The sequence below is a fragment of the Enterobacter sp. 168J2 genome (genome assembly GCF_034107265.1).
Lineage (GTDB): Bacteria > Pseudomonadota > Gammaproteobacteria > Enterobacterales > Enterobacteriaceae > Enterobacter > Enterobacter nematophilus.
The window spans coordinates 283,448-309,073 of the sequence record NZ_JAWNEB010000004.1; the positions used below are offsets into that span (position 1 = coordinate 283,448).

23 protein-coding genes and 1 riboswitch are annotated in these 25,626 nt (G+C 55.2%); of the genes, 13 read left to right on the top strand and 10 right to left on the bottom strand.

Annotated elements, in window-relative coordinates:
* Nucleotides 1–2: 2 nt before the first annotated feature.
* Genes USG84_RS13670 through USG84_RS13680 form a run of 3 tightly spaced genes read left to right on the top strand, consistent with a single transcriptional unit; the run spans nucleotide 3 to nucleotide 2,824 of the window.
* Nucleotides 3–1,160 (top strand): ABC transporter permease, encoded by a 1,158-nt coding sequence (locus tag USG84_RS13670; RefSeq protein ID WP_253542795.1) that lies wholly within the window; start codon nucleotides 3–5, stop codon nucleotides 1,158–1,160.
* A complete protein-coding gene (locus USG84_RS13675) occupies nucleotides 1,153–2,103 on the top strand; it encodes an ABC transporter ATP-binding protein (RefSeq protein ID WP_061097635.1) in 951 nt (316 codons plus the stop codon). The genes USG84_RS13670 and USG84_RS13675 overlap by 8 nt, the downstream gene beginning before the upstream one ends.
* Nucleotides 2,087–2,824: an ABC transporter permease gene (locus USG84_RS13680; RefSeq protein ID WP_061097636.1), complete on the top strand. Its 738-nt coding sequence runs from the start codon at nucleotides 2,087–2,089 to the stop codon at nucleotides 2,822–2,824. The genes USG84_RS13675 and USG84_RS13680 overlap by 17 nt, the downstream gene beginning before the upstream one ends.
* Here the strand turns inward: USG84_RS13680 and USG84_RS13685 are convergent.
* Nucleotides 2,799–2,912, bottom strand: a complete 114-nt coding sequence (locus USG84_RS13685; protein ID WP_008500895.1) for a protein YohO — start codon at nucleotides 2,910–2,912, stop codon at nucleotides 2,799–2,801. The genes USG84_RS13680 and USG84_RS13685 overlap by 26 nt on opposite strands.
* A gap of 69 nt (nucleotides 2,913–2,981) precedes the next feature.
* Nucleotides 2,982–3,722 carry an HTH-type transcriptional regulator MlrA gene (gene mlrA / locus USG84_RS13690; protein ID WP_061097637.1) on the bottom strand — a complete coding sequence of 247 codons (741 nt, stop codon included), beginning with the start codon at nucleotides 3,720–3,722 and terminating at the stop codon, nucleotides 2,982–2,984.
* Nucleotides 3,723–3,940: 218 nt separating this feature from the next.
* Here mlrA and USG84_RS13695 point away from each other — a divergent pair, with 218 nt between their 5' ends.
* Genes USG84_RS13695 through USG84_RS13705 form a run of 3 tightly spaced genes read left to right on the top strand, consistent with a single transcriptional unit; the run spans nucleotide 3,941 to nucleotide 6,856 of the window.
* Nucleotides 3,941–5,626: a LytS/YhcK type 5TM receptor domain-containing protein gene (locus USG84_RS13695; RefSeq protein WP_253542791.1), complete on the top strand. Its 1,686-nt coding sequence runs from the start codon at nucleotides 3,941–3,943 to the stop codon at nucleotides 5,624–5,626.
* Nucleotides 5,620–6,339 (top strand): two-component system response regulator BtsR, encoded by a 720-nt coding sequence (gene btsR, locus USG84_RS13700; RefSeq protein ID WP_253542789.1) that lies wholly within the window; start codon nucleotides 5,620–5,622, stop codon nucleotides 6,337–6,339. Before USG84_RS13695 ends, btsR begins: the two co-directional genes overlap by 7 nt.
* Before the next feature lie 46 nt (nucleotides 6,340–6,385).
* Nucleotides 6,386–6,856 (top strand): DUF1456 family protein, encoded by a 471-nt coding sequence (locus USG84_RS13705; RefSeq protein WP_061097639.1) that lies wholly within the window; start codon nucleotides 6,386–6,388, stop codon nucleotides 6,854–6,856.
* A 94-nt stretch (nucleotides 6,857–6,950) separates the two neighbouring features.
* Here USG84_RS13705 and metG read toward each other — a convergent pair whose 3' ends face one another.
* Nucleotides 6,951–8,984, bottom strand: a complete 2,034-nt coding sequence (gene metG, locus USG84_RS13710) for a methionine--tRNA ligase (protein ID WP_151413993.1) — start codon at nucleotides 8,982–8,984, stop codon at nucleotides 6,951–6,953.
* A gap of 137 nt (nucleotides 8,985–9,121) precedes the next feature.
* Here metG and apbC point away from each other — a divergent pair, with 137 nt between their 5' ends.
* Nucleotides 9,122–10,231, top strand: a complete 1,110-nt coding sequence (gene apbC / locus USG84_RS13715) for an iron-sulfur cluster carrier protein ApbC (RefSeq protein WP_151413994.1) — start codon at nucleotides 9,122–9,124, stop codon at nucleotides 10,229–10,231.
* Nucleotides 10,232–10,324: 93 nt separating this feature from the next.
* On the opposite strand, the gene USG84_RS13720 is transcribed toward apbC, so the two are convergent.
* Complete coding sequence (locus USG84_RS13720; RefSeq protein WP_151413995.1) at nucleotides 10,325–10,804, bottom strand: GNAT family N-acetyltransferase; 480 nt, start codon at nucleotides 10,802–10,804, stop codon at nucleotides 10,325–10,327.
* Entirely contained in the window at nucleotides 10,755–11,087 is a 333-nt protein-coding gene (locus USG84_RS13725) for an RcnB family protein (RefSeq protein WP_008500887.1), read from the bottom strand. The genes USG84_RS13720 and USG84_RS13725 overlap by 50 nt, the downstream gene beginning before the upstream one ends.
* Before the next feature lie 475 nt (nucleotides 11,088–11,562).
* On the opposite strand from USG84_RS13725, the gene USG84_RS13730 reads away from it, so the two are divergent.
* The 4 genes from USG84_RS13730 (at nucleotide 11,563) to USG84_RS13745 (ending at nucleotide 15,917) form a co-directional block, all read left to right on the top strand.
* The gene (locus tag USG84_RS13730) at nucleotides 11,563–12,702 is read left to right on the top strand and encodes a polysaccharide export protein (RefSeq protein WP_151413996.1); all 1,140 of its coding nucleotides are present in this window, start codon (nucleotides 11,563–11,565) and stop codon (nucleotides 12,700–12,702) included.
* Nucleotides 12,702–13,151 carry a protein tyrosine phosphatase gene (locus USG84_RS13735; protein WP_316330594.1) on the top strand — a complete coding sequence of 150 codons (450 nt, stop codon included), beginning with the start codon at nucleotides 12,702–12,704 and terminating at the stop codon, nucleotides 13,149–13,151. Before USG84_RS13730 ends, USG84_RS13735 begins: the two co-directional genes overlap by 1 nt.
* Nucleotides 13,151–15,325, top strand: coding sequence for a polysaccharide biosynthesis tyrosine autokinase (locus USG84_RS13740; protein ID WP_253542783.1), 2,175 nt, complete (start codon nucleotides 13,151–13,153; stop codon nucleotides 15,323–15,325). The genes USG84_RS13735 and USG84_RS13740 overlap by 1 nt, the downstream gene beginning before the upstream one ends.
* Before the next feature lie 76 nt (nucleotides 15,326–15,401).
* The gene (locus USG84_RS13745) at nucleotides 15,402–15,917 is read left to right on the top strand and encodes a protein disulfide oxidoreductase (RefSeq protein ID WP_266178741.1); all 516 of its coding nucleotides are present in this window, start codon (nucleotides 15,402–15,404) and stop codon (nucleotides 15,915–15,917) included.
* 36 nt (nucleotides 15,918–15,953) lie between these two features.
* Here USG84_RS13745 and USG84_RS13750 read toward each other — a convergent pair whose 3' ends face one another.
* The 3 genes from USG84_RS13750 to USG84_RS13760 all read right to left on the bottom strand — a co-directional run bounded on the left by USG84_RS13750 (nucleotide 15,954) and on the right by USG84_RS13760 (nucleotide 20,167).
* The gene (locus USG84_RS13750; RefSeq protein ID WP_253542779.1) at nucleotides 15,954–17,420 is read right to left on the bottom strand and encodes a pyridoxal phosphate-dependent decarboxylase family protein; all 1,467 of its coding nucleotides are present in this window, start codon (nucleotides 17,418–17,420) and stop codon (nucleotides 15,954–15,956) included.
* Between the two features lie 18 nt (nucleotides 17,421–17,438).
* Nucleotides 17,439–18,815, bottom strand: a complete 1,377-nt coding sequence (locus USG84_RS13755; RefSeq protein ID WP_014884533.1) for a diaminobutyrate--2-oxoglutarate transaminase — start codon at nucleotides 18,813–18,815, stop codon at nucleotides 17,439–17,441.
* Between the two features lie 344 nt (nucleotides 18,816–19,159).
* Entirely contained in the window at nucleotides 19,160–20,167 is a 1,008-nt protein-coding gene (locus USG84_RS13760; RefSeq protein WP_320738309.1) for a LacI family DNA-binding transcriptional regulator, read from the bottom strand.
* A gap of 236 nt (nucleotides 20,168–20,403) precedes the next feature.
* Here USG84_RS13760 and USG84_RS13765 point away from each other — a divergent pair, with 236 nt between their 5' ends.
* Together USG84_RS13765 and USG84_RS13770 are read left to right on the top strand one after the other, a co-directional pair.
* Nucleotides 20,404–21,645, top strand: coding sequence for an MFS transporter (locus USG84_RS13765; RefSeq protein ID WP_061097647.1), 1,242 nt, complete (start codon nucleotides 20,404–20,406; stop codon nucleotides 21,643–21,645).
* Between the two features lie 16 nt (nucleotides 21,646–21,661).
* The gene (locus USG84_RS13770; RefSeq protein WP_253542774.1) at nucleotides 21,662–23,095 is read left to right on the top strand and encodes a glycoside hydrolase family 32 protein; all 1,434 of its coding nucleotides are present in this window, start codon (nucleotides 21,662–21,664) and stop codon (nucleotides 23,093–23,095) included.
* Nucleotides 23,096–23,144: 49 nt separating this feature from the next.
* Here the strand turns inward: USG84_RS13770 and USG84_RS13775 are convergent, their stop codons facing one another.
* Both USG84_RS13775 and USG84_RS13780 read right to left on the bottom strand, forming a co-directional pair.
* Entirely contained in the window at nucleotides 23,145–23,615 is a 471-nt protein-coding gene (locus USG84_RS13775) for a hypothetical protein (RefSeq protein WP_151413998.1), read from the bottom strand.
* A gap of 159 nt (nucleotides 23,616–23,774) precedes the next feature.
* Nucleotides 23,775–24,854, bottom strand: coding sequence for a YadA C-terminal domain-containing protein (locus USG84_RS13780; protein ID WP_253542771.1), 1,080 nt, complete (start codon nucleotides 24,852–24,854; stop codon nucleotides 23,775–23,777).
* A 643-nt stretch (nucleotides 24,855–25,497) separates the two neighbouring features.
* A riboswitch (TPP riboswitch) is annotated at nucleotides 25,498–25,594 on the top strand.
* Nucleotides 25,595–25,626: the final 32 nt, after the last annotated feature.

Genomic DNA, 25,626 nt, shown 5'->3' on the forward strand with positions numbered 1-25,626 from the left:
CTGTGCCAATAAAATGTCATAACCGCGTACTGCTGCTGCTGGCCTGCGTGGCCATCGCGGCGGTCGCGTTACCGTTTGTGAACGTCGCGCCTAACCGCCTGATGTCGGGGGAAGGGCGCGCGCTCTGGGACGTATGGCCGTTCACGCCGTGGTGGCTGGCGGCTGCGCTGGCCGCGTGGGTTGCACTGTCGCTCTGGCAAGGACGAGCGGCGCAGTGGCTGACGCTGCTGCTCTCGGAAGTTCTCTTTATCGCGCTGTTCTGGAGCGCGGGGCTGGCGGCAACGCATATGGCCTCGGCGGAAAGCCCGCTGGCGAGAACCACGCCAGGCAGCGGCCTGTGGCTCTGGCTGGCGCTGTGTTTGCTGGCGAGCAGCGATGCGATTCGTCGTCTCATCGCCAGCGCCGTCTGGCGCTGGGTGCTCAATGCGCAGATATGGTGTATTCCGCTGCTGTTATTGTTCAGCGGTGAACTGAACAACCTCTCGCTGTTAAAAGAGTACGCCAACCGTCAGGAGGTGTTTGATGATGCCCTGGCGCAACATCTGACGATCCTTTTCGGCACGCTGATCCCGGCGCTGCTGGTCGGGATACCGCTCGGCATGTGGTGTTATCGTCATCCCTCACGTCAGGGTAGCATCTTTGCCGTGCTCAACGTCATCCAGACCATTCCCTCCGTTGCGCTGTTTGGCCTGCTGATTGCCCCCCTGGCCGGGCTGGTGAAGTCGTTTCCCGCGCTGGGCGCGGTGGGTATCGCCGGAACGGGGTTAACGCCCGCGCTGATTGCGCTGGTACTGTACGCGCTGCTCCCGCTGGTGCGCGGCGTGGTCGCGGGCTTAAGCCAGGTTGCCCCGGATGTGCTGGAAAGCGCCCATGCGATGGGGATGAGCGCGCGACAGTGTTTCTGGAAGATACAGCTCCCGCTGGCGCTGCCCCTTCTGCTGCGCAGCCTGCGGGTGGTGGCGGTCCAGACCGTTGGCATGGCGGTGATTGCCGCGCTGATTGGCGCGGGCGGCTTTGGCGCGCTGGTGTTCCAGGGGCTGCTGAGCAGCGCCCTCGATCTGGTGTTGTTAGGCGTGGTTCCCACCATTGCGCTGGCGGTTGTCGTCGACGCGCTGTTTGCCTTATGGCTCGCGCTGCTCAGGAGAAGAGCCAATGATTGAATTTCACGATGTCAGTAAAACCTTTGCCGGCCGCCCGGCGGCAAGCCATCTGAACCTGAACTTTGCCGAGGGGGCGTTTTCCGTGCTGATTGGCACGTCGGGCTCGGGAAAATCCACCACGCTGAAGATGATCAACCGGCTGGTTGAGCATGACAGCGGGTTAATTCGCTTTGCCGGGGAAGAGATCCGCAGCCTGCCTGTGCTGGAGCTGCGCCGCCGGATGGGCTATGCCATTCAGTCTATCGGCCTGTTTCCGCACTGGACGGTGGCGCAGAACATCGCCACCGTGCTGCAGCTGGAGAAATGGTCGCGGGCTAAAATCGCTGACCGCGTTGATGAACTGATGTCTCTGCTGGGGCTGGAGCCCGCGCTGCGCGACCGCTATCCGCACCAGCTCTCCGGTGGGCAGCAGCAGCGCGTGGGCGTGGCGCGCGCGCTGGCGGCTAACCCGCAGGTGCTGCTGATGGATGAACCCTTTGGCGCGCTGGATCCGGTTACGCGCGGGGCGCTGCAGGCGGAGATGACCCGCATTCACCGCATTCTTGGTCGAACCATCGTCCTCGTGACGCACGATATAGATGAAGCCCTGCGCCTGGCCGACCATCTTGTGCTGATGGATCACGGCGAGGTGGTGCAGCAGGGCGCGCCGCTTGCGCTGCTGACCAGCCCGAAGAATGACTTTGTACGCGAGTTTTTTGGCCGCAGCGAGCTGGGCGTCAGGCTGCTCTCCCTGCGGACGGTCGGGGACTATATGCGCCGGGAGAATGCACCGCCCGACGGGGAACCGCTACAGGAGCAGATGAGCCTGCGGGATGCCCTCTCCGCGTTTGTCGCGCGCCGGTGCGAAGTTCTGCCCGTGGCGGATGTCCGGGGCGCGCCGTGCGGCAGCCTGCATTTTCGCGATCTGCTTGCCGGGGAGGTGACGCGTGAAGGCACTGCGTGATCCGCTCCTCTGGCTGGTAGCGCTCTTTGTTGCCTTACTGTTTCTGATGCCTCACAGCGCGGCGCTGTTTAACACCCTTTTCCCGGGGCTACCGCGGCCGGTGTATCAGCAGGAGAGCTTTATCAACCTCGCCCTGGCGCATCTCTGGCTGGTGGCGCTATCAAGCGTCATCGCAGTGGTGCTGGGAACAGGCGCGGGCATCGCGGTCACGCGACCAGCGGGCCGGGAGTTTCGTCCGCTGGTGGAGACGGTTGCGGCCATTGGGCAGACGTTTCCGCCGGTGGCGGTGCTGGCGATAGCGGTGCCGGTGATGGGTTTTGGCCAGCAGCCCGCGATTATTGCGCTGATTTTATACGGCGTGCTGCCCGTTCTGCAGGGCACGCTGGCGGGCGTTGCGGCGGTCCCGGCGTCTGTTTTAAGCGTGGCGGAAGGGATGGGGATGAGCCGCTGGCAGCGGCTGCGCAAGGTAGAGCTGCCGCTTGCGGCGCCGGTTATTATTGCCGGGATCCGTACGTCGGTGATTATTAACATCGGGACGGCGACCATTGCGTCTACGGTCGGTGCCAATACGCTGGGAACGCCGATCATCATCGGCTTAAGCGGGTTTAATACGGCTTATATTGTGCAGGGGGCGGTGCTGGTCGCGCTGGCGGCCATCGTCGTCGATCGCCTTTTTGAGCGGCTGGCGCTGTACCTCAGCCGACACCGCCACGAACGATAAACGAGTACCCGGCCAGCATCACGCCGCCGATACCGCTTACGGCCATCAGGACAAAAAGGGTAATAATGGCGAGTTTGGTTGCCTTCATCATGTGCTCCTGTTGTTAACGGAACAATTATACGGTGAAGCGCAGCTGTTAATGAACCATTAAATGCCGTTATGGCTCATCCGGGCCAAGGGAATAAACCGGATAACCATGCTCACGCCACTCCGTTAGCAGCTGTTGCTGCGTGGCGGACGGCACTTCGCCACACCAGACCAGCAGGGTCTGGCCGTCGAAAAGCTCGGGTTTGAGCTGCCCCAGCGAGTGCGCAAGGACATCCACGCGCCAGCCCTTTTGGGTGGCGATCCACGCTTCCAGCCACAGACGGGTGGTATCGTGCACGTTCCAGCCGACCACCAGCGCATCTTTTCCGGCCTTGTTCTTCGCCGAGGCAAGGCAGACGGCAATATAGTTGATCAGCACCCCGTCAAGCATGCTGAGCAGCGCCTGCAGGGTAGACTGCTGGCACTGCAGGCGTCGACGGAGCGGAATGAAAAGATGGGTGATGAGCGTTTTCGCCGGATAATCGCGACCCTGCTCTTTGATCCAGGCGCGCAGTCGCTGCAGATTACCCGCCTGAAGGAGCCGCAGCAGCGTTTCCTGCTGTTCACGCCAGAGGTTTTGCGTGTCCGGGTCGTCGTGGCTCAGCAGGGACTTCACTTTGCCGACCTGCACCCCGTTGTCGATCCAGCTTTTGATTTCGCGGATCCGGTCGATATCGGCATCGTTGAAAAGACGATGACCCCCGTCCGTTCTCTGCGGTTTGAGCAATCCATACCGCCGCTGCCACGCCCGTAGGGTAACGGGATTGATATCACAAAGGAGTGCTACTTCACCGATTGTGTAAAGCGCCATATTTGCCCCCTGGCTTACGCGTCCCCAGCTTAACTGTAGACCCACTTTGCCGAACCAGGAAGAGCTGATTAATTTTTAAACAAATAATGCGAAGCATGCGCGATGTGCAGAAAAAGGTGTGATAACGAACACGATTTTGCGCTTTTTTGGGGTGCTTCAAAGAAAGTTCAGCCGCATCCGTGTATGTTACGCGTTTTTTAGCGTGTGCGGTTTTGAGTATGTACGAGTTTAACCTGGTGCTGCTGTTGCTTCAGCAGATGTGCGTGTTTCTGGTCATTGCCTGGCTGATGAGCAAAACGCGTCTTTTCATCCCGCTGATGCAGGTCACCGTACGCCTGCCGCACAAGCTGCTCTGCTACGTCACCTTCTCTATTTTTTGCATCATGGGGACCTATTTTGGTCTCCATATCGAAGACTCTATTGCCAATACGCGCGCCATCGGCGCGGTGATGGGCGGGCTGCTGGGCGGCCCGGTCGTCGGTGGCCTTGTCGGTTTAACCGGTGGGCTGCATCGCTATTCCATGGGCGGGATGACGGCGCTCAGCTGCATGATCTCGACGATCGTCGAAGGGCTGCTCGGCGGCCTGGTGCACAGCTACATGATTAAGCGCGGTCGCCCGGACAAGGTGTTTAGCCCGCTTACCGCCGGGGCCATTACTTTTGTGGCTGAAATGGCGCAGATGGCAATCATTCTGCTGATTGCCCGCCCGTTCGAGGATGCGCTGCACCTGGTCAGCAATATTGCCGCCCCGATGATGGTGACAAACACGGTGGGCGCGGCGCTGTTTATGCGTATTCTGCTCGACAAGCGCGCCATGTTTGAGAAGTACACCTCGGCCTTTTCCGCCACGGCGCTGAAGGTTGCCGCCTCGACCGAGGGGATCCTGCGTCAGGGATTTAACGAAGAGAACAGCATGAAGGTCGCGCAGGTGCTCTATAAAGAGCTGGATATCGGCGCGGTGGCCATTACCGATCGCGAAAAGCTGCTGGCGTTTACCGGCACCGGAGACGATCACCATCTGCCGGGCAAACCGATCTCGTCGACCTATACGCTGCGCGCCATTGAAACCGGCGAAGTGGTATATGCCGACGGTAACGAAGTGCCTTACCGCTGCTCGCTGCATCCGCAGTGCAAGCTGGGCTCCACGCTGGTCATTCCGCTGCGCGGGGAAAATCAGCGGGTGATGGGCACCATCAAACTGTATGAGGCGAAAAACCGTCTGTTCAGCTCCATCAACCGCACGCTGGGGGAGGGGATCGCCCAGCTTCTTTCCGCGCAAATTCTGGCCGGGCAGTATGAACGGCAGAAAACCCTGCTGACGCAGTCTGAGATTAAGCTGCTGCATGCCCAGGTCAATCCGCATTTCCTGTTTAATGCCCTCAACACGCTCAAAGCGGTGATCCGCCGCGACAGCGATCAGGCCGCGCAGCTGGTGCAGTTTCTGTCGACCTTTTTCCGCAAAAACCTGAAGCGCCCGTCAGAAATCGTGACCCTGGCCGACGAAATTGAGCACGTGAATGCCTATCTGCAAATTGAGCAGGCGCGGTTTCAGTCCCGCCTGCAGGTGTCGCTCTCCGTTCCGGACGAGCTGGCGCATCAGCATCTTCCTGCATTTACCCTGCAGCCTATTGTGGAGAACGCCATCAAGCACGGTACCTCGCAGCTGCTGGGGACAGGAGAGGTCACCATCGCCGCCAGCCGTTTTAATCACCATCTGGTGCTGGATATTGAAGATAACGCCGGGCTTTACCAGCCTTCCAGCTCAGGTGGATTAGGGATGAGCCTGGTGGATAAACGCCTGCGCGCCCACTTTGGCGACGACTGTGGCATAACCGTTGCCTGCGAGCCTGACCGCTTTACCCGTATTACCGTTCGACTGCCGCTGGAGGAAAACGCATGTTAAGAGTGCTGATTGTGGATGACGAGCCGCTGGCACGGGAAAACCTGCGCGTTCTGCTGCAGGAGCAGCCAGACATTGAGATTGTGGGGGAGTGCGCCAACGCCATTGAGGCCATCGGTGCGGTGCACAAGCTGCGCCCGGACGTGCTGTTCCTCGACATTCAGATGCCGCGCATCAGCGGTCTGGAGATGGTCGGCATGCTCGACCCGGAGCATCGTCCCTACATCGTGTTTCTGACGGCGTTCGACGAATATGCCGTTAAGGCTTTTGAGGAGCACGCGTTTGATTATTTACTCAAGCCGATTGAAGAGAAGCGGCTGGAAAAAACGCTCACCCGTTTACGCCAGGAGCGAACCGTCCAGGACCTGACGCTGTTGCCGGAGAACCAGCAGCCGCTGAAATTTATCCCCTGCACCGGGCACAGCCGGATCTATCTTCTGCAGATGGATGATGTGGCATTTGTCAGCAGCCGCCTGAGCGGGGTGTTTGTCACCAGCGCGGAAGGGAACGAAGGGTTTACCGAGCTGACCCTGCGCACGCTGGAGAGCCGCACGCCGCTGATTCGCTGTCACCGTCAGTATCTGGTTAACATGGCGCACCTGAAGGAGATCCGCCTGGAAGATAACGGCCAGGCCGAGCTGGTGCTGCGCGCCGGGCAGACCGTCCCCGTCAGCCGCCGCTATCTGAAAAGTTTGAAAGAGGCGATTGGCCTGTAAAACTGGTACACTGCGCGCCATTGCATCATCGACATTCGAAGGCTCTATGCTAAGTAACGATATTCTTCGTAGCCTGCGCTACACCCTGAAAGCAAACAATAACGACATGGTGCGCATTCTTGCGCTGTCCGACATGGAATCCACGTCTGCAAATTTTGATACCTGGATGACCAAAGAGGACGAAGAGGGCTTCGTCCGCTGCCCGGACATCATTCTGTCGGGTTTTCTGAACGGACTGATTTACGATAAGCGTGGCAAAGATGACTCCGCGCCCGAGCTGGCGCTGGAGCGCCGCGTGAACAACAACACGGTGCTAAAAAAGCTGCGTATCGCCTTCTCGCTGAAAACGGACGATATCCAGGCGATCATGACCGAGCAGAAATACCGCGTGTCGATGCCGGAAATCACCGCCATGATGCGCGCGCCGGACCACAAAAACTACCGCGAGTGCGGCGACCAGTTTCTGCGTAATTTCCTGCGCGGGCTGACCCACCGGGTGCATCACCCGAAGGCGTAAATGCGGCATGGGTGCGGCATGATGCCCTCACCCCGGCCCTCTCCCACAGGGAGAGGGAGAACAAAAAAGCCGGAGATGATCTCCGGCTTTTTTGTTATTTCACCTGCTGGCCCGGCTTCGCGCCTTCGTCCGGGCTTAACAGGAAGATATCTTTCCCGCCTGGGCCGGCTGCCATCACCATCCCCTCGGAGATGCCGAAACGCATTTTGCGCGGCGCCAGGTTAGCGACCATCACGGTTTGACGGCCGATCAGCACCTGCGGGTCCGGATAGGCAGAACGAATGCCGGAGAAGACGTTGCGCTTCTCGCCGCCGAGATCCAGCGTCAGGCGCAGCAGCTTGTCAGAGCCTTCCACGAATTCTGCGTTTTCAATCAGGGCCACGCGCAGATCGACTTTAGCGAAATCATCAAAGGTGATGGTTTCCTGAATCGGATCGTCCGCCAGCGGGCCGGTCACCGGTGCTGCAGCCGCCTTCACCTCTTCTTTAGAGGCTTCGACCAGGGCTTCAACCTGCTTCATCTCGATGCGGTTGTACAGCGCCTTAAAGGTGTTCACCTTATGGCCGAGCAGCGGCTGCGCCATTGCATCCCAGGTCAGTTCGGTGTTCAGGAACGCCTCCGCGCGGGCTGCCAGCTGCGGCAGAACCGGCTTCAGGTACGTCATCAGCACGCGGAACAGGTTGATGCCCATGGAGCAGATGGCCTGCAGATCGGCATCGCGACCTTCCTGTTTGGCGACAACCCACGGTGCCTGCTCGTCCACATAGCGGTTAGCCAGGTCAGCCAGCGCCATGATTTCACGCACGGCTTTACCGAACTCGCGCGTTTCCCAGGCTTCGCCAATGGCGGCCGCCGCGTCGGTGAAGGTTTGGTACAGGGCAGGGTCCGCCAGCTCAGCCGCCATTACGCCGTCAAAGCGCTTGGCGATAAAGCCCGCGTTACGGGACGCCAGGTTCACTACCTTGTTGACGATGTCCGCGTTCACGCGCTGCACGAAATCTTCCAGGTTCAGGTCGATATCGTCGATGCGGGAAGAGAGCTTCGCGGTGTAGTAGTAGCGCAGGCTGTCCGCGTCGAAGTGGTTCAGCCAGGTGCTGGCCTTAATGAACGTCCCGCGAGACTTGGACATCTTCGCGCCGTTTACCGTCACGTAGCCGTGTACGAACAGGTTAGTCGGCTTGCGGAAGTTGCTGCCTTCCAGCATTGCCGGCCAGAACAGGCTGTGGAAGTAAACGATGTCTTTGCCGATGAAGTGGTAAAGCTCGGCGGTAGAGTCTTTCTTCCAGTATTCGTCGAAGCTCACGGTATCGCCGCGCTTGTCGCACAGATTCTTGAAGGAGCCCATGTAGCCGATTGGCGCGTCCAGCCAGACGTAGAAATATTTGCCCGGCGCGTTCGGGATTTCGAAGCCGAAGTACGGCGCATCGCGGGAGATATCCCACTGCTGCAGGCCGGATTCGAACCACTCCTGCATCTTGTTCGCCACCTGCTCCTGCAGCGCGCCGCTGCGGGTCCACGCCTGCAGCATTTCGCTGAAGGACGGCAGGTCGAAGAAGAAGTGCTCGGAGTCACGCATCACAGGCGTGGCGCCGGATACCACGGATTTCGGCTCGATAAGCTCGGTCGGGCTGTAGGTCGCGCCGCACACTTCGCAGTTATCGCCGTACTGGTCCGGGGATTTACATTTCGGACAGGTGCCTTTGACGAAACGGTCCGGCAGGAACATGCCTTTTTCCGGATCGTACAGCTGAGAGATGGTGCGGTTTTTGATAAAACCGTTCTCTTTCAGACGGGTGTAGATCAGCTCCGACAGTTCGCGGTTTTCGTCGCTGTGCGTGGAGTGATAGTTGTCATAGCTAATGTCAAAGCCAGCAAAATCGGTCTGATGCTCCTGACTCATTTCGGCAATCATCTGCTCCGGGGAGATCCCCAGCTGCTGCGCTTTCAGCATGATCGGCGTGCCGTGGGCATCGTCCGCGCAGATGAAGTTAACCTCGTGGCCGCGCATTCGCTGGTAACGGACCCAGACATCAGCCTGGATATGCTCCAGCATGTGGCCGAGGTGGATTGAGCCGTTGGCGTACGGCAGGGCGCACGTTACCAGAATTTTTTTCGCGACTTGAGTCATAGTAGGCATTACTTCTTTTAACTGTGAAAAGGGTTTTCGATATTACCAAAAGGGGCATTATTAAGTAAGCACAAACCACGGCCTTTCAGGTAAACTTGTTTGTCTAAAGTCTTATTCACAAGAACAAAGGAGTCGGGATGAGTTCTCAATCCCAGGCCAAATCACCGGAAGCCTTACGAGCAATGGTCGCCGGGACGCTGGCTAACTTTCAGCATCCAACCCTGAAGCATAACCTCACTGCGCTGAAAGCGTTGCACCACGTCGCATGGCTGGACGACACATTGCACGTTGAGCTGCAGATGCCGTTCGTCTGGACCAGCGCTTTTGACGCGCTGAAAGAGCAGACTAGCGCTGAGCTGCTGCGTATTACCGGCGCGAAAGCGATTGACTGGAAGCTGAGCCACAGCATCGCCACGCTGAAGCGTGTGAAAAATCAGCCGGGCGTCAACGGGGTGAAAAACATCATCGCCGTGAGTTCTGGTAAGGGTGGGGTGGGTAAATCGTCTACCGCCGTTAACCTCGCGCTCGCGCTGGCGGCGGAAAGGGCAAAGGTCGGTATTCTGGATGCCGATATCTACGGTCCGTCTATTCCAAACATGCTGGGTGCGGAAAATCAGCGTCCAACCTCGCCGGACGGCACGCATATGGCGCCGATCGTGGCGCACGGTCTGGCGACCAACTCCATTGGTTACCTGGTGACCGACGATAACGCCATGGTCTGGCGCGGCCCGATGGCCAGCAAAGCGCTGCTGCAAATGCTGCAGGAAACGATGTGGCCGGATCTGGATTATCTGGTGCTGGACATGCCGCCGGGCACCGGTGACATTCAGCTGACGCTGGCGCAAAACATTCCGGTAACAGGCGCCGTCGTGGTCACCACGCCGCAGGACATCGCGCTGATCGACGCCAAAAAAGGCATCGTGATGTTCGAGAAAGTGGAAGTGCCGGTACTCGGCATCGTCGAGAACATGAGCATGCACATCTGCAGCAACTGCGGACACCATGAGCCTATCTTCGGTACCGGCGGTGCGGAGAAGCTGGCGGTGCAGTATCACACCCAGCTGCTGGGGCAGATGCCGCTGCATATTTCCCTGCGTGAAGATCTGGACAGCGGAAAGCCGACGGTCGTGAGCCGCCCGGACAGCGAATTCGCGGAGATGTATCGCCAACTGGCGGGGCGCGTTGCGGCGCAGCTCTACTGGCAGGGTGAAGTGATCCCGGGTGAAATCGCCTTCCGCGCGGTGTAACGCCACTGCGCTTTAGTGCCGGGTGGCGGCTTCGCCTTACCCGGCCTACGAAATACGGTTTTGTAGGTCAGGTAGGCGAAGCGCCACCTGACGTTACCCAAGCCGATAATGCATCAGATAGTACTCTCCCTCAGGAGAATTCCCCGTCGCCTCAATGTGCCAGCCGTGCCGCTGGTAAAACGCAGTAGCCCGCGCATTCTTCACCAGACACTTGAGTGAGCCCGTGCTGGTAAACGTCTTCTGTACGTGCTCAAGCAACACATGTCCGACGCCCAGGCTCTGATACTGCGGATCGACAAACAGGTTGTGCAGAAAATTATCGTTCGTCCAGACTGAGGCGAAGCCGAGTCGGTGCCCATCCTGCTCCGCCACCCAAATCTCTTCGTCCAGGGTTGCCGCGTCAAAATCTTCCAACTGCCACGCAGAACTGTCCAGCCACGGCCAGGCTTCACGCCGGGCGTGGAGGTAGAGCGTGCGCAGGAAAGGGCGGTCGCTCTCCTGCCACGAACGGATTACGATTGAATCAGCGATGATAGAAAATATCTCCATTGTAGGCTTTGTAGATTTTGCCATCTGCATCGCCAATCAGGACGTAGTTTTCGCCCATGTATGTCCAGTGGGTACCGGCATCCGGCGCCGGAAGGTTACGCAGCTGGTACTGTTTGATGGTGTACTCCGGCGTTTGATACTGCGCCGGTGCCGTATCGCCGATTTTAAACTTCGTGAAATCGGCGATGAACTCTTGTTCTTCATAGGCCTTGATGCCCGATGGCGCAGCGGCGGTTTGCGGGGCAGAGAACGCGGAGCCCGCCAGAGACAGTAATACACCCAGAAGCAGCAATTTACGCTTAGCCATTTTTTCTCCAGTGATATCGTTGCAGATACTTTCGTCTGCAGGGCACACAGCACAAGGCAGACAGTCTATTTTAAGTATCAAAGCATGATGCGTTTGATAAAAAATGTAACAAAAGTGGAGGGGTTTGGGTAGTCGATTACGGTGATGTTTATCATTGCGGTGAATGTTAGTTGTGCGGAATATTTATTATTTTTATCATTTTATTAATCTATTCTGAAAATAACTTTTTACGTCAAAATTGCACCGTTAAGCGAATGCTTTCGCGAGGGATAACATTTAATATCGCGGCGCATAAACTGTTATTACTCTCCGTTTTCTTGCGCAATTGTGTGCTGTGTTTAACTTTTTAAACAACAGCGGGTTTGCGCTTTGTACTATTACGGGAAAATAATAAATAACTATATTTCAAGGTGTTGCTTGTATTTTTTTTGCAAGTTAAATGCCCGACGCAACGATAAATCAACAATTTATATAAATGAAAAATACAACTGCTTTTTTACTGTCCTTTCTGACGCTCAGCCAGCTAACAGGATGTGTATTTTCACCAGGCCAGAACTTAAGTCTTTCCGGTAAAAAAGTCACTACCGGTGAAGAAATTAACGATCCGCTGGACAAACGCGTGGAGGTTTTTCCTTTAACCCCGGAATTAATTGAAAAACTGCGCCCACCCGTTTCTAAATCTCAGGCAAATCCTAATCTGGATGAGCAGCTCAAAAACTGGGAATACCGCATTGGCCCAGGGGACATTCTGACGGTCACCGTCTGGGATCACCCCGAACTCACAACGCCTGCAGGGCAGTACCGTAGCGCGAGCGACGCGGGTAACTGGGTTAACGCCGATGGCACGCTCTTCTACCCCTACGTCGGCAGGCTGAAAGTGGCGGGCAAAACGGTTTCGCAGGTACGTGAGGAGATCACCGCGCGGCTGGATAAGGTCATTGAGAGCCCGCAGGTGGACGTCAGCGTTGCCTCCTTCCGTTCTCAAAAAGCCTATATCACTGGAGAGGTTGAGAAATCGGGCCAGCAGCCAATAACCAATATTCCATTGACGGTAATGGATGCGGTGAACGCCGCAGGCGGTCTCTCTGCGGATGCCGACTGGCGTAACGTCGTGCTCACGCATGATGGCCAGGACTCGCGCCTTTCACTCTATGCTCTGATGCAACATGGCGATTTGACCCAAAATAAGCTGCTTTATCCGGGCGATATCCTGTTTGTTCCCCGGAACGACGCGCTGAAAGTGTTCGTGATGGGCGAGGTGGTTAAACAGAGCACCCTTAAGATGGATCGTAGCGGCATGACGCTGGCCGAAGCCCTGGGGAATGCAGGCGGGCTGAACCAGAATATGGCCGATGCAACCGGGATTTTTGTTATTCGCCCGGTTTCACGAAAAGGCGAGAAAGACAAAATCGCCAACATCTATCAACTCAATGCGGAAGATGCCTCAGCCATGGTGCTGAGTACAGAATTCGAGCTGGAACCGTACGACATTGTCTATGTCACGACGGCACCGCTTTCACGCTGGAACCGCGTGATCGCCCAGCTGGTACCCACCATCAGCGGCGTACATGACCTGACCGAAACCGTCCGTTACATCAGGTCGTGGCCGCAATAATGTTCAATTCAATTCTCGTGGTTTGCACCGGCAATATTTGCCGTTCACCGATTGGTGAGCGGCTGTTGCGCCAGCAGCTACCCGACGCGCAGGTGACCTCGGCAGGCATTTTCGGGCTTGAAGGACATCCGGCGGATGCGGCTGCAAGGGCTGTCGCCTTACGTCATGGCGTTTCGCTGGAAGGTCACGTGGCGCGTAAGGTCACACGTTTTCTGTTACAAAAATCCGATTTGATTCTGGTGATGGAGCCAGAGCATCTCCGTTTTATTGCCTCAATCGCGCCGGAGAATCGAGGGAAATCGCTGTTGTTTGGTCAGTGGCTGGAAACAAAGGACATTCCCGATCCGTATCGCAAAAGCCGGGAAGCCTTCGAATATGTTTTCGAGCAGTTAGGAAAAGCCAGCCAGGAATGGGCTCGTCGTTTGCGTCAACAAGGAATGAAGCAGTAATGTCGTCTCATAAATCAGACAAGTTTGGTGCTGCGACACCGCATAATAATGAAATTGATCTCATTCAGCTGATGGCTGAGATGTTTGATCATCGTGTAATGATAGCGTGCATCACGCTCCTGTTCACCGTATGCGCCGGGATCTATGCGTATAGCGTCACACCGATCTATCAGGCTGATGCCCTTGTACAGATAGAAGCGAAGCAGGACAACTCCTTGCTCAAAAGCTTAAGCCAGTTTGGGACCGATCTTTCACCTGATGTAGCTCCCGAACTCCTGCTACTCAAGTCGCGGATGATTCTGGGAGAGACCGTTGACAAGCTGGGGCTAACGTACAGCGTTAAACGGCGCGTGCTGCCCGTCATTGGGCCGCTGCTTGAACGAGGGCGTAAAGCCGGTGAACTGACAATTGGCGCGCTTACCATCCCCCTCTTGGAAGACAAGCCACAGGAACTTTTACTGACCGTTCAGGAGCAGGGCCGGTATCACCTCGAAGGTAAAACGCTTGAGGCTGATGGCGTTGTTGGGAAAACGCTGGTTAAAGACGGAGTAACGCTGCTTGTTACCTCCCTCAGTGCGGTGCCAGGGACCCAGTTTGCCCTCAAAACCGTCACAAAGCTTGAAGCGATTAACGCCCTTCAGCGCCGACTCACTGTTTCGGAGTCGGCGAAGCAGAGCGGAATTGTCACCTTAACGCTGACGGGCGAGGACCCTGACAAGATTGCCGTGGTGCTCAACACCATTGCTGAAAATTATCTCAGCCAGAATATTGCGCGTCAGGAGGCTAAAGATACCCGCAGCCTGACGTTTTTACAGGATCAATTACCTAAAATCAGCCGTGAACTGGATGAAGCCGAAGCGCGACTGAACGCCTACAGAGAGCAGCGCGATTCTGTCGATCTCTCCCTTGAGGCGAAGACGGTTCTCGATCAGGTGGTTAATGTGGAAAACCAGCTTAACGAGCTGACGTTCCGCGAAGCAGAAGTTTCTCAGCTTTTCAAAAAGGATCACCCAACCTATCGCGCCTTACGGGAGAAAAAACAGACCCTGGAGCAGGAACGTACGCGCCTGAATAACCGCGTCTCATCCATGCCTTCTACGCAGCAGGAAATTTTGCGCTTAAGCCGTGACGTTGAGTCCGGGCGCACCATCTACCTGCAGCTGCTGACGCGTCAGCAGGAGCTGAATATCTCGCGCTCCAGCGCCATCGGAAATGTGCGGATCATTGACCCTGCAGTAACGCAGCCTGCCCCAGTCAAACCGCGCAAAGTGATTATCATTGTGCTCGGTATGCTGGTGGGATTGATGCTCTCGGCAGGAACGGTGTTGGTGCGCTCTGCGTTTAAACGGGGCATCACCTCGTCTGAACCGCTGGAAGCGCAGGGAATGCCTCTTCTGGCTACGCTCCCGCGTTCGGTGTGGCTATGGAAAAAAACGCATTTGCGCAGGAGGACGCTGTTTGCTTCCCACTGGAAGCACAGGACGACAAACGTACCTTTCCTGCCCGTTGAACGTCCGGCAGATATGTTTGTCGAGGCGGTGCGCGGGTTACGCACCAGTCTGCATTTCACCATGATGGATGCCGCTAACCGGATAGTCGCGGTTTCAGGCCCTTCGCAGGACTGCGGAAAGACCCTGGTGAGCACCTCGCTGGCGTCGATTGCGGCTCAGGCCGGACAGCGTGTGCTGTTCATTGATGCGGATATGCGCAAAGGATATGTCCACAACATTTTCAAACTGAACAACCGCCATGGGTTGTCCAGCGTGCTGGGGGGAAATGTAGAGTGGCAGGATGCGATTCAACGCTTCGAGAAAGGTGGCTTTGATGTGTTGACCTGTGGACCTCAGCCTTCGCATCCTGTCGAGCTGCTTATGAATGAGCGCTTCCAGACGGTAATGTCGCGAATAGACAAAGAATACGACATCGTGATTGTCGACACGCCACCGGTGCTGGCCGTGACGGATGCGCTACTCGTCGCCAGAGCCGCGGCAACCACGTTGCTGGTTGCCCGTTTCGGTAAAACCAGCGTCAAAGAGATCGAGAACTGCCGGAAGCGTCTGCAGCAGATGGGCGTACAGGTTGAAGGTGCGATTCTCAATGATATTGTGAAATCCGCTGCGTTCTATTACCACTCGGGTTATAGCCATTACGACTACGGCTATACCCCGGAATAAAAGCGGCGCGACACTTCTTTACAGCATAACGCCGGATAGCCCGTTAAGATGACCTCCGTTAAATCGAGAGGTCATAATGGATAACCGTAAATTGAGTCGCCTGCGCCGCTGGGCGCGGGAAGGGATCATACTCATTCTGCTTACGCTGGCGGTCATGTGGGGTGTGGATCAATACCGAAAGCCGTCATTACCCGCCAGCTTTAGCGCAACGCCAATGCAGAGCATCGACGGTAACATTCACTATATCGCGGCGCTTAGCCAGCAGCGCCCGCTGCTGATTTACGTCTGGGCAACCTGGTGCAGCATCTGTCGTTATACGACACCTGCGGTCGATAAGCTGGCTAAAGAGGGCGGTAACGTCGTGAGCATTGCCATGCGTTCCGGTGACGATGCTAAGCTCGCCCGCTGGGCTGAAAAGAAAAACCTGAGTATGCCGGTGATTAACGATGCAAACGGCGCCTTGTCGCAGCAGTGGCAGGTGAGCGTAACGCCGACGCTGGTGATTGTGTCAAAGGGGGAAGTAGTCAGTACCACAACGGGCTGGACGAGCTACTGGGGATTGAAAATCAGAATGTGGTGGGCAGGTGTATAAAGATAACCCCTCTTCCGACGGAAGAGGGGTTTTGTATTACTTAGCCAGAACTTCCTGCGCGGTGCGCTCAACCAGCGACAGCAGGATTTTGATATCCTCCAGCGTCACGGTTGGGTTCAGCAGGGTCAGCTTCAGGCAGGTGATGCCGTTATGCTCGGTCACACCGACGTTTGCACGGCCGGATTCCAGCAGCGCATCACCAATTTTCTGGTTCAGCAGGGCGATGCCCGCGTCGTCCATCTGCACCTGACCACGGAAGCGGAACAGCACGCTTGCCAGCTGTGGCTGCATAACCAGTTCCAGAGCAGGCTGCGCTTTCACGTAGGCCGCAACCTGCTGCGCCAGCGTTACGCCGTGATCGATGATCGCCGCGTATTGCTCCTGACCCAGCGCTTCCAGGCTCATCCACAGCTTCAGCGCGTCGAAACGGCGGGTGGTCTGCAGAGATTTGGACACCAGGTTAGGCACGCCCGCTTCTTCGTCGAACTCAGAGTTCAGGTATGCCGCCTGATAGCGCATCAGCTCATAGTGGCGCGCTTCTTTAAGCAGGAACGCGCCGCAGCTGATGGTCTGGAAGAACTGCTTGTGGAAGTCCAGGGTGACGGAATCCACCAGCTCAATGCCGTCCAGGTAGTGACGATACTGCTCAGACATCAGCAGCGCGCCGCCCCAGGCCGCATCAACGTGTACCCAGATGTTCTGCTTCGCCGCCAGTTCAGCGATCGCGCGCAGCGGGTCGATAGCGCCGGCATCGGTGGTACCTGCCGTCGCGACGATGGCCAGAATCTGCTCGCCGTTCGCGTTGCACTGTTCGATTTTCGCCGCCAGATCGGTCAGATCCATGCGGGAGAACTCGTCGGTTTTCACCTGCACCACGGACTGGTAGCCCAGGCCCATCAGCGCCATGTTTTTCTGTACGGAGAAGTGCGCGTTTTCGGAGCACAGCACGCGGATCTTGCGCAGATCGCCCACCAGACCGTCCTGCTGAACGGAGTGGCCCTGACACGCGAAGAACGCGTCACGGGCCAGCATCAGACCCATCAGGTTGCTCTGGGTACCGCCGCTGGTGAAGACACCCGCGTCGCCAGCCTGATAACCCACGCGGGTACGCAGCCACTCGATCAGTTTGATCTCAATAATGGTTGCGGACGGGCTTTGATCCCAGGAGTCCATACTCTGGTTAGTGGCGTTAATCAGCACTTCCGCCGCCTGGCTTACCACCAGGCTTGGGCAGTGCAGGTGCGCCACGCACTGCGGGTGATGAACGGACAAGCTGTCTTTCAGGAAGAACTCTACGGCGCGTTCAATCGCCGCTTCGTTGCCCAGCCCTTTCGGGTTGAAATCCAGCTTAATACGGTCGCGCAGCTCCGCGACCGTTTTGCCCTGGTACATCTCAGGCTGCTTCAGCCACTGCATCACAGCCTGAGTGCTTTGTTCAATCGCCTGCTGGTAAGCTTCAATGCTCTGCGCAGAGGAGAACAAAATTGGGTTTGAATCTGACATTGTAATCAACTACTCCGGTTACGCCGGGCGAACGCCCGCAGCAAGCAGTGCCTGCTCGAATTTATCCAGGAAGATTTTCAGCTCTTCATCGCTGATCAGCAGAGAAGGCAGCAGGCGCAGAACGATACCGTTACGACCACCACGCTCCAGAATCAGACCGGCTTCGAAGCACTTCTTCTGAATCAGCGCAGACAGTTCGCCGTCGCCAGGGAAGCAGCCCATGTGGTCAGCGGCTTCGTGCGGCTTAACAATCTCGATACCGATCATCATGCCCAGACCGCGAACGTGACCGATTACCGGATAACGTTTCGCCATCTCTTTCAGCTGGCCTTTCAGCCATTCGCCCTGAGCAGCCACTTTGCCTGCGATGTTTTGGTCTTTCAGGATTTTCAGCGTCGTCAGACCGGTTGCCATCGCCAGCTGGTTGCCGCGGAAGGTGCCGGTGTGGTGGCCTGGCGCCCATGCGTCGAACTGCTTTTTGATGCCGAGCACGGCCAGCGGCAGACCGCCACCGACTGCTTTAGACATCACGATGATGTCTGGCTCAATGCCAGCGTGTTCGAAGGCGAAGAATTTACCGGTACGGGCAAAGCCAGCCTGAACTTCGTCGAGGATCAGCAGAATGCCGTGTTCCTGAGTCACTTTACGGATGCGCTGCAGCCACTCGGCCGGAGCCGGGTTTACGCCGCCTTCACCCTGAACGGCTTCCAGGATCACCGCAGCAGGCTTACGCACGCCGCTTTCAACGTCGTTGATCAGGTTGTCGAAGTAGTAAGTCAGCGCTTTCACGCCCGCTTCACCACCGATACCCAGCGGGCAGCGGTACTCGTGCGGGTAAGGCATGAACTGCACTTCTGGCATCATGCCGTCAACCGCTTCTTTCGGAGACAGGTTGCCGGTCACGGACAGTGCGCCGTGGGTCATGCCGTGGTAACCACCAGAGAAGCTGATGATACCGCTGCGGCCGGTCACTTTTTTCGCCAGCTTCAGCGCCGCTTCAACGGCGTCGGCACCGGATGGACCGGTGAACTGCAGGCAATATTCTTTGCCCTGGCCTGGCAGCAGAGAGAGCAGGTATTCAGAAAACGCGTCTTTCAGAGGCGTAGTCAGATCCAGAGTGTGTAACGGCAAGCCGCTGGTAATGACATTTTGGATGCTTTTCAGCACATCAGGATGGTTATGGCCAAGCGCAAGGGTCCCTGCGCCTGCTAAACAGTCAAGGTATTCTTTATTATCTGCATCGGTGATCCACACGCCTTCTGCTTTAGTAATCGCTAAAGGCAGTTTGCGCGGATAACTCCTGACGTTAGATTCAAACTCGGCCTGACGGGCCAGATAGGTTTCGTTGCTTTTGTGGGCATCTACGGTGTCAATACGGACTTTATCCGTCATCATATCACTCCTACAACCGCCGCTTCGCTATGAGCCACGATTGAATAAAAAGTTAAAAAACAGATGGGGGCCTGAAAAAAACGCCGCCAATATAGAGCCTTTTGTCACGGGGCTCAATGGTTAATTTGTTTACTGTTTTGTGACATGGGGCACAGGAAGGGCAATATCACCATTTTCAAAAAGAAGATTGTATTTCATTTTCAATAAAAACAAATGGTTATGTTAGGTTTGTTCGGGGTGTTAAATGACAGAAAAGAGTGTGACAAATCGTGCCATTGACTGACAAAAAAAGACGGTATGCTGGCTTCATACCTCCTTATTTTTCCATCAACGACAAAAAGCGGCAGTCACATGGCGCGCGAAAGAGAATCACGCATTAAAAATGGACTTTCAACGCGCGTCGTTTCCCGGTGTTGGTCACTGTTAATAATGTGCAGGGCGCTCAGGCGGCCAATTTCGTAGTGGGGCAACTGAACTGTTGAAAGAGGCGGCAAAAATAGCTCGCCAATGCCCACCATATTGTCGTAGCCGATAACCGCGACATCTTCAGGAATGCGAAGCCCTTGCGCCAGCAGCGTCTGGTACACCATAAACGCGATACGATCGTTACCGCAGATAACGGAGTCAAACCGCGGAATGCCGTTCTGGATGCGCGCCAGCAATGCGGACGGAATATCACGATAATGCTCATCCCCGAGCGCCATATACTCATGTTCGAGGCTGTCCGGGTCGACCCCGGCTTCACGGCAGGCGCGTTCCAGCCCCTGGCGGCGTCGGGTTGTGGCCAGATGGCCCACAGGTAAATGCAGGCACAGGGGTTTCCGATAGCCTTCCGCGAGTAAGGCCCGGACGGCGGCGTACTGCCCCTGTTCATCATCCGGGATATAGCTGGCGACCTTTTCACCGACACTCTCACAGTTGGCCAGCACGCAGGGAAGGGTAAGCAGCTTGGCGGGAAGAGGAACCTGACGTAACCCCATCGTGGTGTAGATAATCCCGTCTGGCCGGTGGGAGAGCAGAAGATCGACGATGGCATCCGGGTTGTCGTCAGCAAACATATTCATGACGAAGCTATTCCAGCCGTGCATCCTGGCCGTCTCTTCAATGGACAGCGTAATCTCCACCGAAAAAGGTGTCGTGACCGTATCAAGCGCCAGCACGCCTATGGTTTTAGGCGAAGCATTCGCGCCGCGTATTTTCTTTGCGGACAGATCGGGGACGTAGCTGGTCTGCTCGATAGCCCACTGCACGCGCGCCAGCGTTTCCGGCTTGAGGCGCTCCGGGCTGTTAAGCGCGCGGGAAACCGTCATCAGCGAGACGTTAGCCAGCTTTGCGACGTCCTTCAGGGAAGCCATTTTCTTACTCCGTTAATGCTCTGTGAGAGGGTATACAACTAAGTCGCTGATGTAAAAGGAAGGCTGATGATCAGGTTAAGTCATGCTTACCTCAGTGATGAATTTTTGATCTCGATCTCACTCTCTTAATGTTAACGTTAACTTTCGTGATTAACATCTTAAATCTTAATCAAGCAGCATGAGAAAGCATGAATGTTAACGTTACCATTGGGTCATTACTCCAACAAGAGAATGCCATGATGAAAACGCATCACTCTCACAGCTACCCCTTATTAAGCGCTTTACTGTTTTTCTTTTTTGTCACCTGGTCATCTTCCGGTTCGTTGCTCTCTATCTGGCTCCATCAGGAAGTGGGCTTAAAAGCGGGGGATACGGGCGTTATCTATGCCGTGCTTTCCGTCTCCGCGCTGTTTGCTCAAATCTGCTATGGATTTATTCAGGACAAACTCGGCCTGCGCAAAAACCTGCTCTGGTTTCTGACCAGTCTGCTTATTCTTTCCGGCCCGGCCTTTTTGCTGTTTGGCTATCTTCTGCAAATTAACGTGTTGCTGGGCAGTATTTTCGGCGGGATTTTTATTGGCCTGACGTTTAACGGTGGGATTGGGGTGCTGGAATCCTATACCGAACGCGTCGCCCGTCAGAGCCAGTTTGAGTTTGGCAAGGCGAGAATGTGGGGATCGCTTGGCTGGGCGGTGGCAACCTTTTTTGCGGGGCTCCTGTTTAACATCAATCCGAAGCTGAATTTCGCTGTCGCGAGCTGCGCCGGGCTGGTGTTTTTTGTTTTGCTCGCGCGCCTCAGGGTCTCTTCCGCACCGCACGCCATGCAGGAAGCGGTGTCCGGTGGCAAGGTGACGCTGGAAGACGCATTGCGCCTGCTGACGCTGCCGCGTTTCTGGGCGCTGGTGTTTTTCGTTATCGGCACCTGCATTTACGGTGTTTACGATCAGCAGTTCCCGGTCTATTTCTCGTCACAGTTCCCGACGTTGCAGGAAGGGAACGCCATGTACGGCTATCTCAACTCCTTTCAGGTTTTCCTTGAGGCGGCGGGCATGTTTTGCGCCCCGTGGCTGGTGAACCGCCTCGGCGCGAAAAACGGCCTGATATTCGCGGGAATGGTGATGGCAATGCGTATGGTGGCATCCGGGCTGGTTGAGGGGCCAGTGCTCATCTCCATTACCAAGCTGCTGCACGCGGTTGAACTGCCCGTATTGCTGGTTTCCGTATTTAAATACAACAGCTTACATTTTGATAAGCGGCTCTCCTCCACCCTCTATCTGGTGGGCTTTGCCTGTACAAGCTCGGTGATTGCTTCGGTTCTGTCGCCGCTGGCGGGCTACAGCTATGAGAAATACGGCTTTGCCCAATCCTATCTCATCATGGGGCTGTTAGTTTTCAGCACCACGCTCATCTCCATCTTCCTGTTGCGCTCGGGTAAGTCTTCTTCTGACCCGCTCGTGCCGCAGCCATCCACTGTCTGACTGAAAAGAGTAAAAAATGATGTATTCCATTGCCAAAGCTGAACAGGCATTACAGGCCAAACGCGGCGATCTTAACCTGCGCTGGTATCCCCGTTACCACCTCGCCGCGCGTGCCGGCTGGATGAACGACCCGAATGGCCTGGTGTGGTTTGACGGCTGGTATCACGCCTTTTACCAGCATCATCCGTACTCGACCCAGTGGGGGCCGATGCACTGGGGCCATGCGCGCAGCAAGGATTTAGTTCGCTGGGAACACCTCCCGGTGGCGCTGGCACCGGAAGGGCCAGAAGACAAGGACGGCTGTTTTTCCGGCTCGGCGGTGGTGGATGGCGATACGCTGGCGCTGATTTATACCGGACACAAATTTCACGGCGATCCGGGTGACGAGGCTAACCTTTACCAGGTGCAGTGCCTGGCAACCAGCCGTGATGGCGTTCATTTTGTGCGGCAGGGAACGATCGTTGATACGCCGCCTGGCCTGCATCACTTTCGCGATCCGAAAGTGTGGCGGGAAGGGGAGCGCTGGTACATGGTTGTCGGCGCACGGGATGGCGAGACGGGCCAGGTGCGCGTTTACCGTTCTGACGACCTGCGCGAATGGCAGGATATGGGCGTGCTTGCGGTGGCTGAAAAAGAGATGGGTTACATGTGGGAATGCCCGGACTTTTTCACCCTCAACGGCAAACGCGTGCTGATGTTTTCACCCCAGGGGCTGGCTGCGGAGGGATTCAAAAATCGCAATCTTTTCCAGAGCGGTTACCTGCTGGGGGAGTGGCAGCCTGGCCAACCTTTCGTGCGTGAAGGTGAGTTTGTGGAGATGGACTGCGGGCATGATTTCTATGCGCCACAAAGCTTCCTGACGCCTGACGGCCGCCGTATCGTTATCGGCTGGCTGGACATGTGGGAATCCCCGCTTCCGGAACAGCAGGACGGGTGGGCTGGCATGCTCTCTTTACCGCGCGAGCTGACGCTAAGCGCGGATAACCGCCTGCAAATGTGGCCAGCCAGAGAAGTCGAAAGCCTGCGGGGGGCGTGGTTCCCCTGGCCAGTGAGTACGCTCAACAATCAGCAGATCGCTCAGGTGGAAAGCTGTGATGCGATGGAGGTCATTCTGCAGTGGGATTGCGCTAACAGCAGCGCGGAGCAGTACGGCATTCGTCTTGGCGACGGATTCCGTCTCTACGTCGATGCGCAGATGCAGGGCCTGGTGCTGGAGCGGCATTATCCGCAGTATGGCCTGTGTGGTACCCGAAGCGTCGCGCTTAACCTGAACGACACGCTAAGCCTGCGCCTGTTCTTTGACAGCTCGTCAGTGGAAGTGTTTGTCAATGAAGGGGAGGCCTGCCTGAGCAGCCGCATTTACCCTGATGAAGGGGCGCGCGAGCTGGCGCTGTTTGCCTGGACGGGAACCGCATCGCTTATTGATGCCGGGGCGTGGCAGCTAGAGTAATACGTTAAGGCCTGCAAATGAAAAAGGCGACAGGTGTCGCCTTTGTTTTCTATTTAATCTTTGTTGCGTAGCCTACAAACTTTCCTTCTTTAGTCACCGCTAGTTTGCCTTTAGCAGGATAGTAAATGAAGGTGTATAGCCCTTGTGAATAAACTTTTGCCTGAGGCTCATTTTCATCCAGCGCGCCCAATACGCCATCGACATCCAATATCTCGCCTTTAATCGTGATCTTCATCCCTTCCCATTTAAAGGCGTGAACCGCTTTGGCTGCCTGAGCATGTTGTTTCGCGTCTTTTTTAGCCCAGATACCCGTACCCGCTGCGGCATCACGCGCGTTCGCCCATGCTGCATTTTGTGCGGCTTCATTGTAAGCATTCTGGCGGTTTTGCTCAGCCAGGTAGCAGGTATCTTTGCTGATCCCCTGGCGCTCGTAATCGGCCATGCGCTGAGCAGGTGAAGTACACGCAGAAAGCAGGATGGCAGCACCAGCTATTAATACCGCTAATAATGACTTTTTCATTACAATGATACCTTAGATGAAATAATTTTTATAAAAGGAGGTTTAATAGCCGCAAATATAATAAGCCTGATACATCATACCTAACCATGCGCCAACGCTAATAAGCATCAGGTATAATATTACAGAGATAATAATGTATTTTGTCATGCTGGTTATTTATTAAAAGCCGATCCCTACGCCGACTGAAGCCCCCATGTTATTCGCTGTGTCATCAGAGAAGCTCACTTTACCAACCATATGTTCGTTAAAGTTAACCGACGCCCCAACCGCTAAAGCGCTTTCACCGTTGTAAGTCGCACCGCCAGCCGAGAACATCACGCGCTGATTCGTTTGCACCTGAGGTAAACCGGCCATCGCCATCGCGCCACTGATACCCGCGTTTGCTTCTTTCTTGTTATTATCGACTTCCTCACGCAGCGATCTAAATTGCTGGTTAGTGTTATTATTCAGAGCCTGTAATGTCTGTTGGGTAGCCTGCAGTTCCTGAGCCTCGGCAGTAATAGCCTGGCTATTAGTGGCAACTTTTGCCTGGGTTGCCGTGTCTACCTGCGTGCGTGTCACGGTGGTCATCACGCCATTTTTTCCATCTTTGCCGTCTTTACCATTCGCTCCGTCACGTCCGTTAACTCCAGCAACGCCCTGTGCGCCTGTAGAGCCGGTATCGCCCTTATCACCTTTAGCGCCATCTTTTCCATCTACGCCGTTAGTTGGTTTTGGTGCATTCTCAAGAGCTAACAGGCGGCCATCTTGTATACCGTTAGTAGCTTCAACAGTTGCAAGGCGGCTATCCTGGACAGCGTTAACAGTTTCAATATTAGTAATTGCAGTTCCGTTAGTAAGGACGCCTTTTAACGCCACATCACCTTTTGTATTAGCGGTGTCGGCAAGAATGCCTGCTAATTTAGCTTCCTGATCGACATTAGAAACAGAGGTCTGAAGAGAGGAAATATCGTTGGCGTTAGTGCTGATATTATCTTTACTTACGTCAATCTCGTTCTGCATACGGTCGCGATCGCCTTGTAAGTTAATGATCTGTCCATGCTGCGTTACGTTTTCAGCTATCATGTCATCCAGATTATAAGCGGTATTATTAGTACCATGAATCTGAATGAAAGTGCCTGAATTGAATACGTTATCGTTAAGGTTTACGTTTACATCAGCTGCTTGAGTTACATTCATAGAGCCAGTGGAAATAACACCAAATACAAAAGCAGCAACGGCATTTTTAACAACTTTCATTTGAAAAGCACTCATCATTTAAAAAGTAAAATGGGCAAGGCTGGCTATCCTGGCGCGTTGATGTAACGTCTGGTTACGCCTGATTAAAATAACGGGCGTTACGGAGAATTTTGAATAAATCACTTAATTCGTAACGTGCAGTAACTATCAATTAATGTGAGTTTTTGGATATTGATCTAAATCATAAATGGCATAAATAGCTAAAATGATTTTTGTGGGTGTGACGCAAAATATCTTAATGTTTACATTAACTTATAAGAGGTGAGGCCAAACGCGTGTTTCGCGGTAACTCTTTGATTGAGAGGCTAAACGTTTAGCGGGGTTAAACGGTTTGGAGCTCACTTTATATTTCATTCGAAATAAGTTTTAATGATTAATGAAACACAAAATAGACTGACTGAAAGCGGAAAAAATTATGTTGGTAGAGCTATTTCTTAAACGCTGAAAAAAGTGAGTGTTTTTTGGACGTAATGTAATTGTTATAGAGAATGGTGTTGATTTAAAGAAGTGGCATAATAGTCCTGTAATTATCGCTGCTAGCCTTTTCTTTCGCACCACCCCTGCATGAAGAAGCGATCCCCGAAAGGGCGCTTGCGTCAGCATGAAACTTCCCCTAATCTGGCAAAAAGTAAGTCAATGCTTACCAAATGACTCGGGGTGCCCTTCCTTGTGAAGGCTGAGAAATACCCGTATTACCTGATCTGGATAATGCCAGCGTAGGGAAGTCAGATGCCTTCCCGGTCATCGCTTCTTCACGCAAGGCAGGAGCGAA